General features: G+C 47.8%; 16 protein-coding genes. 10 read left to right on the forward strand and 6 right to left on the reverse strand.

What is annotated here, in order from left to right:
• The first annotated feature begins 241 nt into the window (after nt 1-241).
• Nucleotides 242-2,137, forward strand: coding sequence for a PrkA family serine protein kinase (locus ACIFO6_RS12715; protein ID WP_430040996.1), 1,896 nt, complete (start codon nt 242-244; stop codon nt 2,135-2,137).
• Nucleotides 2,138-2,444: 307 nt separating this feature from the next.
• The gene (locus ACIFO6_RS12720) at nt 2,445-3,461 is read left to right on the forward strand and encodes a protoglobin domain-containing protein (protein WP_430040997.1); all 1,017 of its coding nucleotides are present in this window, start codon (nt 2,445-2,447) and stop codon (nt 3,459-3,461) included.
• 112 nt (nt 3,462-3,573) lie between these two features.
• Here ACIFO6_RS12720 and ACIFO6_RS12725 read toward each other — a convergent pair whose 3' ends face one another.
• The 3 genes from ACIFO6_RS12725 to ACIFO6_RS12735 all read right to left on the reverse strand — a co-directional run bounded on the left by ACIFO6_RS12725 (nt 3,574) and on the right by ACIFO6_RS12735 (nt 6,614).
• Nucleotides 3,574-4,446: an arylamine N-acetyltransferase family protein gene (locus ACIFO6_RS12725; RefSeq protein ID WP_430040998.1), complete on the reverse strand. Its 873-nt coding sequence runs from the start codon at nt 4,444-4,446 to the stop codon at nt 3,574-3,576.
• 245 nt (nt 4,447-4,691) lie between these two features.
• Entirely contained in the window at nt 4,692-5,588 is an 897-nt protein-coding gene (locus tag ACIFO6_RS12730; protein WP_430040999.1) for a phosphotransferase, read from the reverse strand.
• Between the two features lie 18 nt (nt 5,589-5,606).
• A complete protein-coding gene (locus tag ACIFO6_RS12735) occupies nt 5,607-6,614 on the reverse strand; it encodes a phosphotransferase (RefSeq protein WP_430041000.1) in 1,008 nt (335 codons plus the stop codon).
• Nucleotides 6,615-6,936: 322 nt separating this feature from the next.
• On the opposite strand from ACIFO6_RS12735, the gene ACIFO6_RS12740 reads away from it, so the two are divergent.
• From ACIFO6_RS12740 to ACIFO6_RS12765, 6 genes are all read left to right on the forward strand, one after another.
• On the forward strand, nt 6,937-7,080 hold the full coding sequence (locus tag ACIFO6_RS12740) for a hypothetical protein (protein ID WP_430041001.1): 144 nt from the start codon (nt 6,937-6,939) through the stop codon (nt 7,078-7,080).
• 2 nt (nt 7,081-7,082) lie between these two features.
• On the forward strand, nt 7,083-7,754 hold the full coding sequence (locus ACIFO6_RS12745; RefSeq protein ID WP_430041002.1) for an AroM family protein: 672 nt from the start codon (nt 7,083-7,085) through the stop codon (nt 7,752-7,754).
• Nucleotides 7,755-7,789: 35 nt separating this feature from the next.
• Entirely contained in the window at nt 7,790-8,740 is a 951-nt protein-coding gene (locus tag ACIFO6_RS12750; protein WP_430041003.1) for an aminopeptidase, read from the forward strand.
• 45 nt (nt 8,741-8,785) lie between these two features.
• Entirely contained in the window at nt 8,786-9,445 is a 660-nt protein-coding gene (locus ACIFO6_RS12755) for an aspartate/glutamate racemase family protein (RefSeq protein WP_430041004.1), read from the forward strand.
• 202 nt (nt 9,446-9,647) lie between these two features.
• Nucleotides 9,648-11,183: a PucR family transcriptional regulator gene (locus ACIFO6_RS12760; protein WP_430041005.1), complete on the forward strand. Its 1,536-nt coding sequence runs from the start codon at nt 9,648-9,650 to the stop codon at nt 11,181-11,183.
• 38 nt (nt 11,184-11,221) lie between these two features.
• Nucleotides 11,222-11,908: a response regulator transcription factor gene (locus ACIFO6_RS12765; protein ID WP_430041006.1), complete on the forward strand. Its 687-nt coding sequence runs from the start codon at nt 11,222-11,224 to the stop codon at nt 11,906-11,908.
• Between the two features lie 34 nt (nt 11,909-11,942).
• Here the strand turns inward: ACIFO6_RS12765 and ACIFO6_RS12770 are convergent, their stop codons facing one another.
• Complete coding sequence (locus ACIFO6_RS12770) at nt 11,943-12,974, reverse strand: Rieske 2Fe-2S domain-containing protein (protein WP_430041007.1); 1,032 nt, start codon at nt 12,972-12,974, stop codon at nt 11,943-11,945.
• 225 nt (nt 12,975-13,199) lie between these two features.
• Between ACIFO6_RS12770 and yhbH the strand changes: the two genes are divergently transcribed.
• Together yhbH and ACIFO6_RS12780 are read left to right on the forward strand one after the other, a co-directional pair.
• On the forward strand, nt 13,200-14,366 hold the full coding sequence (yhbH, locus tag ACIFO6_RS12775) for a sporulation protein YhbH (RefSeq protein WP_430041008.1): 1,167 nt from the start codon (nt 13,200-13,202) through the stop codon (nt 14,364-14,366).
• Entirely contained in the window at nt 14,363-15,808 is a 1,446-nt protein-coding gene (locus ACIFO6_RS12780) for a SpoVR family protein (protein WP_430041009.1), read from the forward strand. Before yhbH ends, ACIFO6_RS12780 begins: the two co-directional genes overlap by 4 nt.
• 72 nt (nt 15,809-15,880) lie before the next feature.
• Here the strand turns inward: ACIFO6_RS12780 and ACIFO6_RS12785 are convergent, their stop codons facing one another.
• Both ACIFO6_RS12785 and ACIFO6_RS12790 read right to left on the reverse strand, forming a co-directional pair.
• Nucleotides 15,881-16,210 carry an AzlD domain-containing protein gene (locus ACIFO6_RS12785; protein WP_044647499.1) on the reverse strand — a complete coding sequence of 110 codons (330 nt, stop codon included), beginning with the start codon at nt 16,208-16,210 and terminating at the stop codon, nt 15,881-15,883.
• Complete coding sequence (locus ACIFO6_RS12790) at nt 16,207-16,932, reverse strand: AzlC family ABC transporter permease (protein WP_430041010.1); 726 nt, start codon at nt 16,930-16,932, stop codon at nt 16,207-16,209. The genes ACIFO6_RS12785 and ACIFO6_RS12790 overlap by 4 nt, the downstream gene beginning before the upstream one ends.
• Nucleotides 16,933-17,153: the final 221 nt, after the last annotated feature.

Genomic DNA, 17,153 nt, shown 5'->3' on the forward strand with positions numbered 1-17,153 from the left:
TACCATAATGCGTCAGGTCCGCGTCGTTGTTGTATATTTTAGCACAGTGTATCTCTCTGTTTTTCGAAAAAGCAGGGGAACCCGTGACAAAAAAAAGGTCAATTCTGAAATCAATCTGCATAGGTATGTATTACACTTTTTTTAAGAGGATTGCATCATATCCTGAAAGGCGTGGACGAGTGTAGCCATTAACCATCCGGAGTGGTGGATAGTCATTACGCAGTCATGGGAGGAACCGAGCATGAATATTTTTGAACGCGTTGCGGAGTACCGGGCGGAAAACAACCGTCTGGCCTGGAGCGGCACTTTTAGTGAGTATATCGAGATACTCAAGAAAGACCCGACGCCGGCGATGACCGCTCATGCACGGGTTTACAAGATGATTGAATCTTTTGGTGTAGAAGAGGTTGGGGGACATAAGCGATATAAATTTTTCGAGCAGGAGATTTTTGGGCTGGACCGTGCGCTGGAAAAGCTGGTGGAGGAATACTTTCACTCCTCAGCTCGGCGACTGGATGTGCGCAAACGTATTCTTCTCTTGATGGGACCTGTCAGTGGGGGGAAATCGACGCTGGTCACTTTGCTCAAACGCGGTCTGGAGAAATTTTCGAGGACGGATCAGGGAGCGGTATACGCTATTGAAGGCTGCCCCATGCACGAAGATCCACTTCATCTCATTCCTCATGAACTGCGTCCGGATTTTGAGAAGGAGCTTGGCGTACGAATGGAAGGCAATCTATGCCCATCCTGCCAGATGAGATTGCGTACAGAATTTGATGGAGATATTGAAAAGGTGCGTGTGGAGCGGGTATTTATATCGGAAGAAAATCGGATTGGCATCGGTACGTTCAGTCCTTCTGATCCGAAGTCACAGGATATTGCTGATTTGACGGGCAGTATCGACTTTTCTACGATTACGGAGTATGGCTCGGAATCCGATCCGCGCGCGTATCGTTTTGACGGAGAACTGAACAAAGCCAACCGTGGACTGATGGAGTTTCAGGAGATGCTGAAATGCGATGAAAAGTTTTTGTGGAATTTGCTGTCTCTGACCCAGGAGGGTAATTTTAAAGCGGGGCGTTTTGCGTTAATCAGTGCAGATGAATTGATCGTTGCTCATACCAATGAATCGGAGTATAAAAGCTTTATCGCAAACAAAAAGAACGAGGCTCTCCAATCGCGGATGATCGTGATGCCCATTCCCTACAATCTTAAAGTCTCGGAAGAAGAAAAAATTTACGCCAAGCTCATTGAACAAAGCGACATGAAGCATATTCACATCGCCCCTCATGCGCTGCGGACGGCTGCTATTTTCTCCGTGCTTACCCGCCTGAAGGAGACGAAGAAGCAGGGCATGGATCTGGTCAAAAAGATGCGCATGTATGATGGTGAAGAGGTGGAAGGCTACAAGACAGCCGATCTGAAGGAAATGCAAAGTGAGTTTCTGGAGGAAGGCATGTCCGGGGTAGATCCAAGGTACGTCATCAATCGCATTTCCAGTGCGCTCATTAAGCAAAATGTAGAGTCCATCAATGCACTGGACATTTTACGAGCCATCAAGGATGGTCTGGATCAGCATGCTTCTATTACGAAGGAGGAAAGGGAGCGCTATCTGAATTTCATTTCCGTGGCCCGTAAGGAGTATGACGAGCTGGCGAAAAAAGAAGTCCAGAAAGCCTTTGTGTACTCGTTCGAGGAATCAGCCAAGACGCTGTTCGACAACTATCTGGATAATATCGAAGCTTTCTGCAATTGGGTGAAAATCCGCGACCCGCTTACGGATGAGGAGCTCGACCCGGATGAGCGGCTGATGCGTTCGATCGAAGAGCAGATTGGGGTATCGGAAAATGCGAAAAAGGCGTTCCGCGAAGAAATTCTCATCCGGATTTCCGCTTACTCACGCAAGGGACGCAAGTTCGAATATCATCATCATGATCGGCTGAGAGAAGCGATTGAGAAAAAGCTGTTCGCTGATTTGAAGGATATTGTGAAAATTACGACCTCGACCAAAACACCCGATGCTAATCAGCTCAAACGCATGAATGAGGTGATTAAGCGATTGATTGAGGAACACGGTTATACAGGTGCCAGTGCCAACGACCTGCTTAGGTATGTAGGCAGTCTGTTGAATCGATAAAAATCGGTAAGTAAGGTAAGCAAAAGCAACAAGCTGGAGTAATGAGTTGTGATGGACGGCGTCGTAGCTGAACAGAGATTTCTATCGGCTGTGTAACCTATGAGGAATCCGGTAGTAAGCACTGGGAGTTTCAAGTGCTTGCTACCGGATTCTTTTTTTATCATGAAGGAGTTATTTCAGGTGCTTGTCCATCATTAATATGTGAAAAGTCACAATGAATCCACTAATTTATAACATTTTCCAAAAAAATGCGTCGATAAATATGGTAATGTTAAATGGATGTAAACTATTTATTTGGAGGAACCTTATGATTGATGTAGCTGAAAGTAGATTAAAACAGATTCAATATATTGGAATCACGGATGATGATTTGGCTTTATTGCATCTCCATCAGGGTTTGTTCCAATCTATTGTGGATGAGGTGGTGGATCGATTTTATGATCATGTGGAAAAGGTCCCGCACCTCATGTCGATTATCTCCAAATGGTCCAATATTGAACGCTTAAAGGAAACACAACGAGAATACTGGCTTTCTCTGGCAGACGGGAAAATAGATGAACCATTTATAGAGCACCGTCTTTTTGTAGGTCAGGTGCATTCCCGCATTGGTCTGTCCTCGGATTATTATTTGGGCACATACATAACTTACTTGGACATTGCAGTAGATATTTTGAAGCATTCGGGGATCGACGATTGGTATCCGATTGTTCATGCTCTTTCCAAAATGTTCAATCTGGACTCCCAGCTTGTGCTGGAAGCTTATCAGAAGAAGGAAAAGGAGCAAATTAACGAGCTGGCTGATGAGCAAACACAAGTATTAACCGTTGTTTCCCGAATTGCTCAAAATTTGACTGGAATGATTGCCGAATTGCGTGGAAATACAGATAATATAGCAGATAGTGCCCGTACAACAGTCTCTTCGCAAGAGCATACGGAAGAATTGGTACAGCAGTTGGGTGATGAGATCAAGCATATTGAGCAGATGAGCGGCACGATTCGCGAGCTGTCGGATCAGACACACTTGCTGGGACTGAATGCGGCGATTGAAGCAGCACATGCGCAGGAAGCAGGGCGCGGGTTTCAGATTGTGGCACAGGAAGTACGCAAGCTGGCATCCAATTCCAAGCAGGCTCAGGAGCAAATTCAGTGCAAGGTACTGGATATTACCCATATGTTGAACAGTGTGCAATCCGAAACGGCTGCCACAACAGCCAGCGCCCGACAACAGGCCTCTAGTTCTGAGGAATTGGCTTCATTCACAAAGCTGATCGAAAATATGGTGAAGGAACTGGAAACGCTTCAACATCCTGGTGAAATGATGTAGGTGTGAGAGGATAGAATGAGATATCGGTATGTTCTTTCTTTGAGCAAGACGGGAAAATAACGCTCTTCCTCCGTGGCGGTCCAATCAACGCAACCGAGGAAGAGCGCAAAACTTATAAGGAAATGATTGATTTCTTCCATTCAGTATGAGCCGCAAATACCCTTTTCCATAACTCGTCCCGTTCCTGGTGACTATAGTTAACAAGCGGCTCACCAAACACATCTGCCAACACTTCCAGCCACTGCGATTTATGATCCAGCTCTATTTTTTCCAATCCGTTCAGCCCGTGGTTTTTCCAAATGCAGCCTCTTAGTTCATTCGTCTCTAATGCTTGTCTTTGCCGAATTAGAAACAGGTTGAACCATGGAGAATCCGCTGAGCGGCTATAGAAATGATGTTTTGGCATAAACTCTTCCAAATCCCGAACAACCGTAGGGTCATAGTCAACGCCGACAAATGAAGCAAGCGAATCATGCTCTAACCGCCAGCCTTTTGCAACAACCCCGGACTCCGTAACCTTATATTGAAGAGGGGCTTGTTCATAAGTGCCCATACGGAGTGGAACAGGCTCATATGGCATATCGCCTAAACCGACATCAACAATCCATACTTCATCTTCTTGCTGCTCATTTAGCAAGTTCACCGTTAACCCAAGATGAAATGAATTGATGCGTGGCTCTGCCCCTAAAGGCTGAACCCCTGCACGATGCAGGCTGACCTTGTAGCCCAGTGAATGTAGTAGTGCGCTGAAGGCACCATTCAGATGAAAACAATAACCGCTTCTCCCCTGTAAAATAAGTTGAACGGATTCTTGAAAACCAATGTCTGCCGGCTTTCCTGCAAAAATGTCCACCGTTTGCCACGAAAGATGTTTCACATGGGCCTTATGCAGCTCAAATAAATAGGATTTAGTAGGAGGCAGAATGTCTTCAATTCCGATCCTGTTTAGATAAGCTTTTATGTCTTCTTTTGTCATAATGTACATGTGGAGTCACCTCTGTTGTTAGTTTCCCCAATTCTCTTTTCGGAACAAATGATCTATTGGGTCTAAGCCTCATTGTAGAAGGGGGGCGTATTGATAACAATGCTATAAATTTTTGATTGTACCGGTACAATCAGCAAGTGGACTGGGTTCAGTGGCATGTAGATTTCCCATAAATCGTTGTCAGAACATAAAAAAACAGACCGTTTCATCAGGTCTGTTTTCCTGTTTAGTTCCAAGCCGACAGATTATAGCAGCGCTCTAAGTTCACGTCGGTATTTGTTTAACTGCACGAATGATGGAATAACACGTTTGGCAGAATGGATGCCGCCTATTCTGATGTTGCGGACCACATGATAGGGAGAGATCAAAAGTGTGTGAAGCAAATGTAAATCATGGGCGCTTAACGGACGATATCGTTGATAGTAGTCGACCGCGCGCAGCATCTTGGTCCCGTTCCAAAGACAATTTCGATGAAGAAGATGGGACAAGTCTTTCATTCTTACGTGCAGGGAGCAATTTTCAAAATCGATTAAATGAATCTTGAGCTGTCTGTCTTTAATCAGATTGGGATAATTGTAATCGCCATGTATAAATGCGGCAGCTTTTTGCTCTGAGTCGATTGCTTCTCGAACTTTGGGCTGCTGTAAATGATTCGACACTTCTTCACAGAGAGCCACAAGATGTGCTGTGCCTTTGTACGGACGGAGGCGTTTTTTGTATCCAGCAATTTCATCACCCAAGCCCTCGTAACGTATTCTGGCTGCCGGAGCTTCGGTGACAGGAAAGCCTACGGCGCTGGAGTGAAATTTGGCTAAGGTGGAAATTCCCTTTTTGAAATCTATTTTTTTTTTGAATTTTGGTCTTCGTCCATCCACCCAATTGGTTAAGGTATACGAAATGCCTTCATGGGTCATATAAGCGGATTGCTGCACTGTCGGATAGACCTTTTGGCTATGGGTAAACCCGCGCTCATCCAAGAAGGACAACACGCGTGTAATAAAACGAATTTCATCTTCCGAAAAGCTGTAGGGCTTTAAGCAATAGGTCATGTGGGCGGTCTCAATCTTGTATATGTCCTTCACTTGACGAGTATGTTGAATTTTGATTCCGTACATCTGCTCGACGTTCGATAAAATCGACATTTTGATCCTCGCTTTCTTTTATGCATGGACCCATTCTTGTAAAATATGAATAATTTGTAAGCGAAGGGGCCACGATTGATCCCAATTGTCCAGGATCTCGCGGTCTCTTGAGCGATTCGGGTGTAGGGAGGCATGCCACGCTTCACGTGGCAGCTTATATAAGGCTGTAACCATTTTTCGTTCAGTTTGGCTTAGTGGTTTGCGTTTTTGGTATCCCTTCAGCAAGGATTGCACAAATTTAGGATTGAATTGGGTCGTATTCATAAGGGCCTTCGCCAGATCTGCATAGACTGAGCCGACCTTAACCCGATCCCAATCAATGATTTTGAGTTCACTATCATCTGAAATCATGACATTGGGGATCGTGATGTCGCTGTGTATCAAAGCGGGGGAACGGTTTTCCTTCTGAAGCAGCTTAACAATGGATGTGTCCTGCAAATCCTTCCATGCCCGCCTAGCTAAACGTTTGCAGTCTTTGCCGTGAGCGTTGTACCAGTTGCCATATTCTTTGTCATGACGGCTGATTTTCGATATTTTTCGTTGAAAAAGACGGTCCTGTTTTTTCCATATCCGCAATTGTTGTAACGTAGGGGATTTCCCCCTTCCAATCTGATGCAAGCCAGTGGACGTGGCATGAAGCGTGGCAAGTGCCCACCCAAGTTTTTCGAAATCTTCAGCATTTTCCAATCCCCGCCCCTTGATCCACTGACTCATATAAAATGGCGTTCCTTGATGTAAAGTCCATAGCTCCCCTGAATGTGTTGGAAGCCACGCGGGCATGTAGCTATACTTCCTCTTTTTCAAAAGCCTGATCATGCTTGCAGCCTGCTCCATCTGTTGGATTGTATTTGAGCGGACCATCCTAGTACGGCTAAAGGGCTTTAATGCATAAGTTCCCTTTTTCGTTTTCACCTGGATTACTGCATTTTTCCGGTATAGTGATGAGACTAAGCTTGATTTTAACGGGAACAGACCGAAACGACTGGTGATTTTGCGAATCTGTGCTTTGGTATATGATTTCGTCATAAGAACCTCACTTGACTTGTGATTAAAGAAAAAGGTAATCCTCTGTTAGTTATCAGTCTATTCATGATGAGGTAATAGGTGCTGTTTTAAAGGGCTATACACGTTCTTCTAGATTCATGTTATATTCATTAACACGATGAAGGGGTGAAATGTCATGATAGCGCTATATATATCGTCTTTTATTCTGTATGCACAATAAACAAGCCTTTGTTTTGGTCAGGACGAACATTGTTTATGGAAGGAAAGTTGCAGTAACATAAGTTAAACCTACTCAACAGATGAAGAAATACATCACATCATGTCTAAGCCATAGGAGGGTCATATGGAAAAAGAAAAAGAAAAACGTCACCCGAAAACGTTTGAGCCTTTTGCATTTATTCTCATGGTGGCTACAAGCGTTCTGGGGGCTATTATTGGCATGCAAATCGTAACCACAGGCTTTATCGCAGGGGAAGCAGGGGATTGAAGATGAATAAGCTTGGGATGATTACGATTGGGCAAGCTCCCCGGACAGATGTGGCTCCTATCGTGGAACGGGCTTTGGAAGGACGTGCAGAACTGGTACAGGCAGGTGCGCTGGACGGTCTTTCTTTTGCTTATATACAAGAGCATTTGTCTCCGTCGCCGGGAGAGTATGTATTGACCTCCCGCCTGACGACTGGCGAGTCGGTGGTTATAGCACGCGAAAAAATCCAGCCGCTGCTTCAGGAGAAAATCACGCGCATGGAAGAACAGGGCATCCGTACGATTTTATTGCTATGTACCGGCGTATTTCCGGGATTGCATACCCGAACTGCCTTTTTAATTGAGCCGGACCATGTGCTTCCTCCTGTGATTAAGGCGATGTCCGGCGGACGACGGGTCGGTCTGATTGGTCCGCTGGAAGAGCAGAAGGACAATCTCAAGCTCAAATTCAGTCCTCACGGAATGAATCCGGGGTTTGCAGCGGCCTCGCCTTACAACGGCAGTGAAGAGGAATTTCGCCAGGCAGCCGGGCATTTCAAGGATCAGGCTGATCTTATCGTGCTGGATTGTATGGGGTATACGGATGTTCACCGGAAACTGGCGGCGCGTTACGCCGGGGTTCCCGTCGTATTGTCCAATGCCCTGATCGGCAAGCTGGTATCAGAAATGGTGTAAGCGTATAAGTTGACTGAAAATAGGAGGTAAGGAATATGAGCCAACAACGTGTTGAAATTAGTAAAAATGTATTGCAAAAATGTTTGGGACTAGCTGCTGGAGAGACGCTTCTGGTCGTAACGGACGATGATAAAAAGGAATTGGGCGAGTCCATTTATGAAGCTGGCAAGGCGCTAGGCGCAGAAGCTGCTATTTTAACGATGAAGGTACGCTCCAAATCAGGGGAGGAGCCTCCGGCACCTGTGGCCGAAGCCATGCTTCGCTCCAATGTTGTTGTATGCGTCACCCGGTATTCGCTGACCCATACCCATGCCCGCAAGCAAGCCGCAGCCGCTGGAGCGCGTCTGGCGACGATGCCTGGCATGACGGACGATATGTTCATGAACGGGGCGATTGCTGCTGATTATCCGAAGGTCAAGGCGCTGACCGAGGAGGTGACCGCATTATTGACAGCTGCCAAGCAGGTGCGGATCGAGAAGGATGGGTACAGCCTGAGCTTTACCATTGAGGGTCGCAACGGCGTGCCCAGCACAGGCATGTATCTGAACCCTGGCGAATCCGGCAACCTTCCTTCCGGTGAAGCGTATATTGCTCCGCTGGAGGGAATGGCGCAAGGGCAGATTGTGGTGGACGGCTCTGTTGCAGGAATCGGTGCCTTGAAGGAGCCGCTGCTGCTGACGGTCGAAAACGGCAGGTTGATAGCCGCAGAAGGGGAAGCAGGGCAGCCCCTGCTGGAAATGCTGGGTGAAGGTGACGGCAGAATGCTGGCAGAATTCGGTATCGGAACAAATGATAAAGCGCGTATTACGGGTGTCGTACTGGAAGATGAGAAGGTGTACGGCACGATTCATGTGGCTTTTGGCAGCAATAATACTTTTGGTGGGACCATCGCTGCGGGTGTACATATTGACAGTGTCGTTCAGCGACCGGATGTGTATCTGGATGACCGCCTGATTATGAAAGCTGGGCAGCTGCTGGAGCGCTAGGTGGATGAGAAACAGCAGGAGCTGTAAAACGGGGAGGAATTCATCATGCTCGGAATGATCAGAGTGCTTACTATGCAAGACGAAGTCGCAATTGGTCTTCACGGCCGGGTCATCGAGCAGCGCTACGGGCTATCTGTCAGCAGTATATGTATCCCTGACCAGCCACAGGGAATCTATGACGATGCAACGAATCGGGAATCGGTGCCTAAAATTGTGGTCGCAGCGCAACAGCTCGTCGAGCAGGGCTGCACGTCTATTGGCATTAGCTGTGCGGCTGATCCGGCGTTGGAGGAAACCCGTAAGGCGGTGAATGTACCTGTGTACGGCGCAGGCTCCTGTGCGGCGCATCTGGCATTGACAGCGGCCAGTCGTATTGGTGTGTTGACTATTTTGGAGGAGACGCCTCCGTTGATCCGCCGCATCCTGGGTGAGTCTTATATCGGCACAGAGCGCCCAGAGGGTGTGCGTACGACGCTGGACCTGAACACTCCGCATGGCAAGGAGGAGGCGATGGCAGCGGCGCTACGGCTTCAGGAGAAGGGAGCAGAGGCCATCGTTCTGGCCTGTACGGGTTTTGTGACGATGAACTTCGCACCGGAGCTGGAGCGCAGGCTGGGCATCCGTGCCATTGATCCGATTGTGGCGCTCGGCGCAGCTGCATCGGTGCACTGGCAGAGGGAGAATGATGAAGTCCAGGCAGGATAAGCCTGACTTATAAAATAATAGGGTATTGAATTAAGCCGCCTTTTCCTGATCGGGCGGTTTATTTGCGTTCCATCCGGTAAAAGGTTTTGTTTTGTAAACTTTTTTGGTACACTATCCTGAAAATTAAGTTAGGCGAGAACTTTGCAAAATCCTATATATATGTGCCGTTACCGCAAAATAAATAGCAAGGTGGTCTGTCCATATGAAAATACCGGGTGTAACCGTTCAGGAGCTTATGACAATGCCCGTATTGAAGGAGGCGAAGGTACTAAGCGGAGAGCAAGGGCTAAATCGGTTTGTCCGTTTTATTGATATTATGGAGGTCCCTGACTTGAAGGGCTGGATCAGGGAAGGCGTATTATTGATGACAACTGCTTATTCCATTCGTCATGAGCCTGAGGTATTGTGTCAAATTATTCAATTATTGCATCAGGGCGGGGCCGCAGCACTTGCGATCAAGCCGACCCGCTTTCTCAAGGAAATTCCCCGCAGTGCGCTGGAGGAAAGCAATGCCTGTGGACTGCCCGTGATTGAGATTCCGGCCGATATTCCATATACGGATATTACACAGCGAGTCATGGATATGGTGTTGAATCAGCAGGCAGAGCTGCTGCGACGCTCGGAAGAAATATATCGGACCTTAACAACGATGGTGCTGGAGAACAGCGGTATACAGGCTGTAAGCGATAATATAGCAGAGCTGCTTAAAGCCCCGGTTGCTTTGATTAATAATGGAGGCCGAGCCATCGTCACTTCACCACAGGAATGGAATTGGATGGAGGCGCAGGATTCCCGTCATTTTCCGATTAATGTCGATAAACGCACGGTTGCCAAGCTGGTCATTGCCCGCAATGAGCTGGATGATATGGAGCAGGTGGGGATTGAGCAGGCACGTCTGGTCATGGCACTGGAATTAATGCGTGAAAAGGCAGTAGAAGATACAGAAAGCCGGCTACGGGGTAACTTTATTGATGAGTTGATGACCCCTCCGGTACCATTGCGACATGAGGTTGAGCGGAGAGGGCGTCAACTGGGATTTAACCCGGCATATGATTGGGAGGTCGCTGTACTGGAAAGTGCTACCGCTCCGCCAGAAGAGATTCTGTCTGGATTGCTGAGTCAGGAATCCATCCGGCGGCGTGTGGTATCTCATATTGAGTTCCGTTCCAATCGGGCGATACTATTTTTACCTACTCTTCATCCGAATGACCACCATGACGGGGCTGGCGCTGATCAGGGACTAACCTGGGCTGAAACGCTAAAGAGCTGGAACAGTGAAAAAGCACTGGGAACGGGCGATTATTATATAGGCATTGGAAGTACCAAAAAGCTGTGGGAGCTGATGCAAAGCTATAATGAGGCACGACGTGCCATCACCGTCTCCCAGCGGCTGTACCCCGATAGACGTGTATGTATATTCGGAGATATCGAAATGCACTATATGCTTGGGGAAGCAATGAACAAAGAGGAATTTGCCGATTTGTTTGAACGTAAGCTGGGCAAACTCCAGCAGTATGATCGGTCTCATGGCAGCGATTTGCTTAAAACGTTATTTTATTATTTGGAAAATAGGGGCAGTCTGATGGATACAGCGAATTATCTTTTTATACATCGTAATTCGGTCAAATACAGATTGGAACGGATTCGTGACATTGCGGATTTTGATCTCAACGATCCACGCGAGCAGTTCATATGCCATACCAGTCTGATTCATTATTATTTGCGAGAACATAAGTAGGCTGAATCGGTTGGTTTATGGGGCAGGGAGGAAAAGACATGGATAAAAAAATATTAATAGCGGACGATGAACCCAGCATTCGCAATGCGTTGGCCTATGCGTTGCAAAGAGAAGGTTTTTTGGTAGAAACCGCTGTTGACGGGGAGGACGCATTGGAAAAAGTCCGTTTGTTTCACCCCGATGTGCTGGTGCTTGATGTGATGATGCCCAAGCTGGGCGGATATGAGGTGTGCCGCCGTTTGGAAAGTCGGAAGGGCATCGGTATTCTGCTGCTGACTGCCAAAAACGATATTGTGGATAAGGTGCTCGGGCTGGAGCTGGGCGCGGACGATTTTATGAGTAAGCCCTTTGATCTGCGAGAGCTGCTCGCCCGCATCAAGGCGCTGGTACGGAGGCTGGAACGGGAAGGAGCGCCCACGCCAGAGGGATCAGAAACGATACTTGGCCCGTTACGAGTGCGCCCGTCCAGCAGAACGGCTGAACTGGAGGAAACAGTGCTGGAGCTGACACCCAAGGAGTTTGATGTGCTGGCGCTTCTGGTGTCACACGCTGGGCGGGTATACACGCGGGACGAGCTGCTGGAGCAGATATGGGGCTACGATTATGCAGGTGGAACACGGACGGTGGACATTCACATCCAGCGCTTGCGCAGGAAGCTTGAGCCACATCAGCCGCTATTGCAGACGGTGTATGGAATAGGCTATAAGGCAGAAAAGATGCTGTGAACGAACGCCCGTTGCTTGACGCTTGCCCATCCCTTCACCACGTCGATTCTTGGTCCAGGCGGACACGAGGCTCATCGTTAACGAGAAAGTCGTACCAGCGGTTGCGAAAACGAACCTGAGGCCCGTCTGCGGGTACGTGCGCCTCCATGCGCAGCGCCTCAGGGATAGGACGCGGATGCTGGCTTTCCACCACAGTTCGATCCTCTTCCAGCACTCTGCTACTATATCTGGAAAAAATCCGGCTCATACCCGGTACAAATTTGGCAAAGTTACGTCCAGCCAGCCCGTAGATGGCGGTCACTTCCTGCTCAATTGGGGTGAAGGTGACGAAATTAATAAACTTGCTGCGTCCCTCCTCAGCGGGAGTCAAAATCCATTGCTGCGGAAAGGTGTATTGCAATAGCCCGCTTCCGTTTTTCACCCGAATATGATCGTGATCTGCTTCGAATTGGATATGGATGTCGGTAGACGATTTTTTACCAATAGTTTTGTTGTGTACAATCGGCAGGTGGGCGACATCCAGCACGCTTTCCACAACTCTTGTCAGATGTGCCTTCCATACAGAATCGTAGGGTGACATCACAAGATTTGGGTCCTCCAGCTCGGGAAAAAGCTCCAGCGGGGGAGGTGTCAAAGTGGATGCACCACTCTCTGTACCCGGCCCGGATGCTGGGCCAATAGCCTGAGGATACACCCACAGCAGCCCGGCTTTTTCAATCGCAGGATAGGCGTAGGTATGAGCAAAATCGGGAATAGCCCGCCCCGGATGAGCAGGGATATCCACGCACTGCCCATTCTCATCGAAGGACCATGCATGATAAGGACATGTGATGTGCCCGTTTTGGCAAAAGCCGAGCGACAAATCGGCTCCCCGATGCGGACAATACGCATGTATGGCATGTACCTGCCGATGTTTATCACGGTACAATACGATATCCTTGCCGAGCAGCCGCTTTTTAAGCGGCTTATCCCGCAGTTCCTTGGACCAGCCGACGGCATACCAGGCGATAGGGAATACCTGCTGGTCACTTTCTCGTACTTCACGAAAGCCAGGTTGGCTGTTCATCTATATCCACACTCCTGTTCTCATTTGCATATATGAACTTACATACATGACCCACGGGTCATTTCTTCTATTATTATAATACACCCCCCTCATCCGAACTGAAACAAGCGTCCTGAAATTGGAAAGGTTTTTTGGCTTCCATCACATATCGTACATCCCCGTGAATATACTTAATAACCAACAAGGCCAAACTGTGCCGTGTATCCACTTGGGGGGTGCCTAACAATGCCGGAACCACGTCAGCCATATTCATTCGTCGTATCCCGCGAAGATTGGTCGCTGCATCGCAAAGGGTACCAGGACCAGCAGCGTCATCAGCAGAAGGTCAAAGATGTGATTAAGCAAAATCTGCCTGATCTGATTACGGAAGAAAATATTATCATGTCAGACGGTAAGCAGATTATTAAAGTGCCGATTCGCAGTCTGGACGAATATCGCTTCATTTATAATTATCAGAAGCAAAAGCATGTAGGCCAAGGGGACGGCGACAGTCAGGTGGGTGATGTCATCGGACGCGATCCTGCTTCCCAGAAGCCCGGTAAAGGCGATAAAGCCGGAGACCAGCCCGGACACGATATCATGGAGACGGAAGTCAGCATGGAAGAACTGGAAGATATGCTGTTCGAGGATATGGAATTACCGCATTTGCAGCAGAAAGACAAGGAACAGATTGAGGTTGAGTCCATCGTATTCAATGATATACGCAAAAAAGGCATGCAGGCCAACATTGACAAGAAGCGAACGATTCTCGAAAATCTGCGCCGTAACGCACGCGAGGGCAACCCGGGCATTCATCATATCAGTCCGGACGATCTCCGTTATAAAACATGGGAGGAAAAAACCATCCCCCAATCCAACGCGGTAATCATTGCGATGATGGATACTTCAGGCTCAATGGGATCTTTTGAAAAATATTGCGCCCGCAGCTTCTTTTTCTGGATGACCCGCTTTTTGCGCCGTCAATATGAAAAGGTGGAGATTGTCTTTCTGGCGCATCATACCGAAGCCAAAGAGGTTACGGAGGAAGAATTTTTCACCCGTGGAGAAAGTGGCGGCACCATCTGCTCTTCGGCCTATCTCAAGGCACTGGAGATTATCGACAAGCGCTATCCTCCTTCCAACTATAATATTTATCCCTTCCATTTCTCGGACGGCGACAATCTGACCTCGGACAACGAGCGGTGCGTAAAGCTAATTGAGGAGCTTATGAAGCGCAGCAACATGTTTGGCTATGGAGAAGTGAATCAATATAACCGCAGCAGCACACTGATGTCGGCCTATAAGAACATCAAAATGGATCAGTTCATGTATTACGTTATCAAGGAAAAGGGCGAGGTATACCAAGCCTTACGCACCTTTTTTCGCAAACGGGAAGGGGGAACGGTGGGATGAGCACCGACCAGAAAGAGCTGGAATACGCCATTGCTGAAATTATGGAGGTTGCCAATGGATTCGGGCTGGACTACTATCCGATGCGGTATGAAATTTGCCCGGCAGATATTGTTTACACGTTTGGAGCCTACGGAATGCCCACTCGGTTTAGCCACTGGAGCTTTGGAAAAACATTTCATAAAATGAAGATGCAGTACGATTTTGGCCTGAGCAAAATCTATGAGCTGGTCATCAACTCCAATCCCTGCTACGCTTTCCTGCTGGAGGGAAATTCTTTGGTTCAGAATAAACTGATTGTCGCCCATGTGCTGGCGCACTGTGATTTTTTCAAGCACAATGCCCGCTTCTCGGCCTCCAACCGCAATATGGTGGAGAGCATGTCCGCTACGGCAGACCGGATTAACGGTTATGAAATGGAATACGGTTCGAAGGCCGTCGAATCCTTTATTGATTCGGTACTGGCGATACAAGAGCATGTTGATCCACAGCTAATCAAACCACAGCATCTGGATAAACAGCGCTATATGGAGCTTAAAGTCCGTGAGCAAAAGGAACCGGGAAAACGGCAGCGCCCGGACGGTCCTTACGATGATCTGTGGTCACTGGACACGGTGAAGACACAGCCGGATTCGACGGAAAGCGGAGGCATCCAGATACGACAGTTCCCGCCTGAACCGGAGAAGGATGTCGTATGGTTTATTCAGGAATTTTCGGAGGTGCTGGAGGACTGGCAGCGGGATATCATGACAATGCTGCGGGACGAAATGCTGTATTTTTGGCCCCAAGTGGAGACCAAAATTATGAATGAAGGCTGGGCCTCCTATTGGCATCAGCGGATTGTCAGGGAATTGGATTTGACCGGAGATGAAACCGTTGAATTCGCACTGCTGAATGCTTCTGTCGTACAGCCTTCCAAGCAAAGCCTGAATCCGTATTATTTGGGGCTTAAAATATTTGAGGATATTGAAAAGCGATGGGATAACCCAACCCGTGAAGAGCAGGAGCGACAAGGACGCAAACCGGGCGAAGGACGCGCTAAAATGTTCGAGGTACGTGAGTTTGACTCAGACACCTCTTTTATACGCAATTACATGACCAAGCAACTGACGGAGGATTTGGATCTGTACGTATTCGAGAAACGGGGACCGGATTGGAAAATCACAGATAAATCGTGGGAAAACATACGGGACCAGCTTGTGTTCTCCCGTGTAAATGGTGGGTCCCCTTATATTGTCGTTGAGGATGGAGATTATCTACACACTGGTGAGTTGAAGCTCAAGCATCAGTTTGAAGGGATTGAGCTGGATTTAAAATATATGGAGCGTACGCTTCCGTATGTGTACCAGCTGTGGGGGCGGACCGTTCATTTGGAAACGATAATTGAAGGCAAGCAGGCTTTATTCTCATACGATGGCAAGAAGCATCATCGCAAGTTTGTATAAGGATGCAGGGGAAAGAATACAATATGAATATCCAAAAAGGTGCAGCCGTAAAACGAGACTGCACCTTTTGTTCTATCCCAGCCATAACAGCCGAACTACAGCCATACTCACAATACCTACAATAACGGTAGCCAGCAGGTTTTTGCTCCATAAGGCAGTCACCAGTGTAGGAAGGATCGCAATAAGCACTTGCCAATTAAAAGTGACGGAGCCTTCCGTTCGGACGAGCAGATGTTCCATGACGAGCGCCGTAAAAATGCAAATAGGGATGTAGGACAGCCATTGGAGCACTGGTTTGGGCAGAGCCAGCTTTTGCAGTACGACGAAGGGAATGATTCTCGGAATGGCTGTAACGACCATGCCGCCGATAATGATGTACATGACGTTGGGATCAATGTTCATTTGTCGGTTAACACTCCAATCGTTGCGGTCATCACAGTAGCTACAATGACGGCGATATGCGATGGCACCCACCAGGACAAAAGGTACATCAGAACAGTCATACACAGCACGAGCAGCAGACGGTGCTTGAGCTTGGAGATCTGGACGCTTTGCAGTTGGGAAATAAGCAGAGCCAGAAACATAGCCGGCAAGGCAAAATCCAGACCAAATGCCTCCGGTCGGGAAATCCAGTTCCCGAGAATGCCTCCTGCCACACAGGAGGCAATCCAGACGAGGTAAGCAGTTATATTGAGCCCATTCATCCAGCGATCACTGATCTGTCCACCTTTGGCAAGTTTATCAGAGGCTACCCCGAAGGATTCGTCCGTCAGAAGAACGCCAATACCTATATTTTTCCATAATGAATATTTTGAGAAATAAGGAGCCAACGATGCGCTTAACAACAGGTGGCGGGCATTCACAATGAATGTCGTTAAAATAATGACAGAGGGGGGACTGGACGCAGCCAGCATGGAACACATAATAAATTGGGAAGCTCCTGCGTACACAAGCGCCGACATCAGGGCAATTTCCATCGTGCTCACACCTGATGAGGCCCCCACAATGCCTGCCGCGAAGCCAATGCACACATAACCGAGCAACGTAGGGATACAATCCTTGACTCCTTGTAAAAAGTGGAATGGATCGCGCTCCGTTTCGCTCAATCCCGAAGCTATAGACATTTCAACCTTCCCTTCATTCTAAATTTCATTATAGTATATAATGGAACCTCAAAATTGATCAATATATTATACAAATTATATGTTATAATACACGATTTCTATAGCTAACGAGTCTACTTTTGTGTCCGCTGTAATTAGCTTTGTCATTGCGGATTGTAATATGAAGTGCAACACCCGCTGGACATAAATAAAAAAGGGCCCAAGGCCTGATTCGTGTAGAA

It is taken from the genome of Paenibacillus sp. NRS-1781 (assembly GCF_050467745.1).
Lineage (GTDB): Bacteria > Bacillota > Bacilli > Paenibacillales > Paenibacillaceae > Paenibacillus > Paenibacillus terrae_A.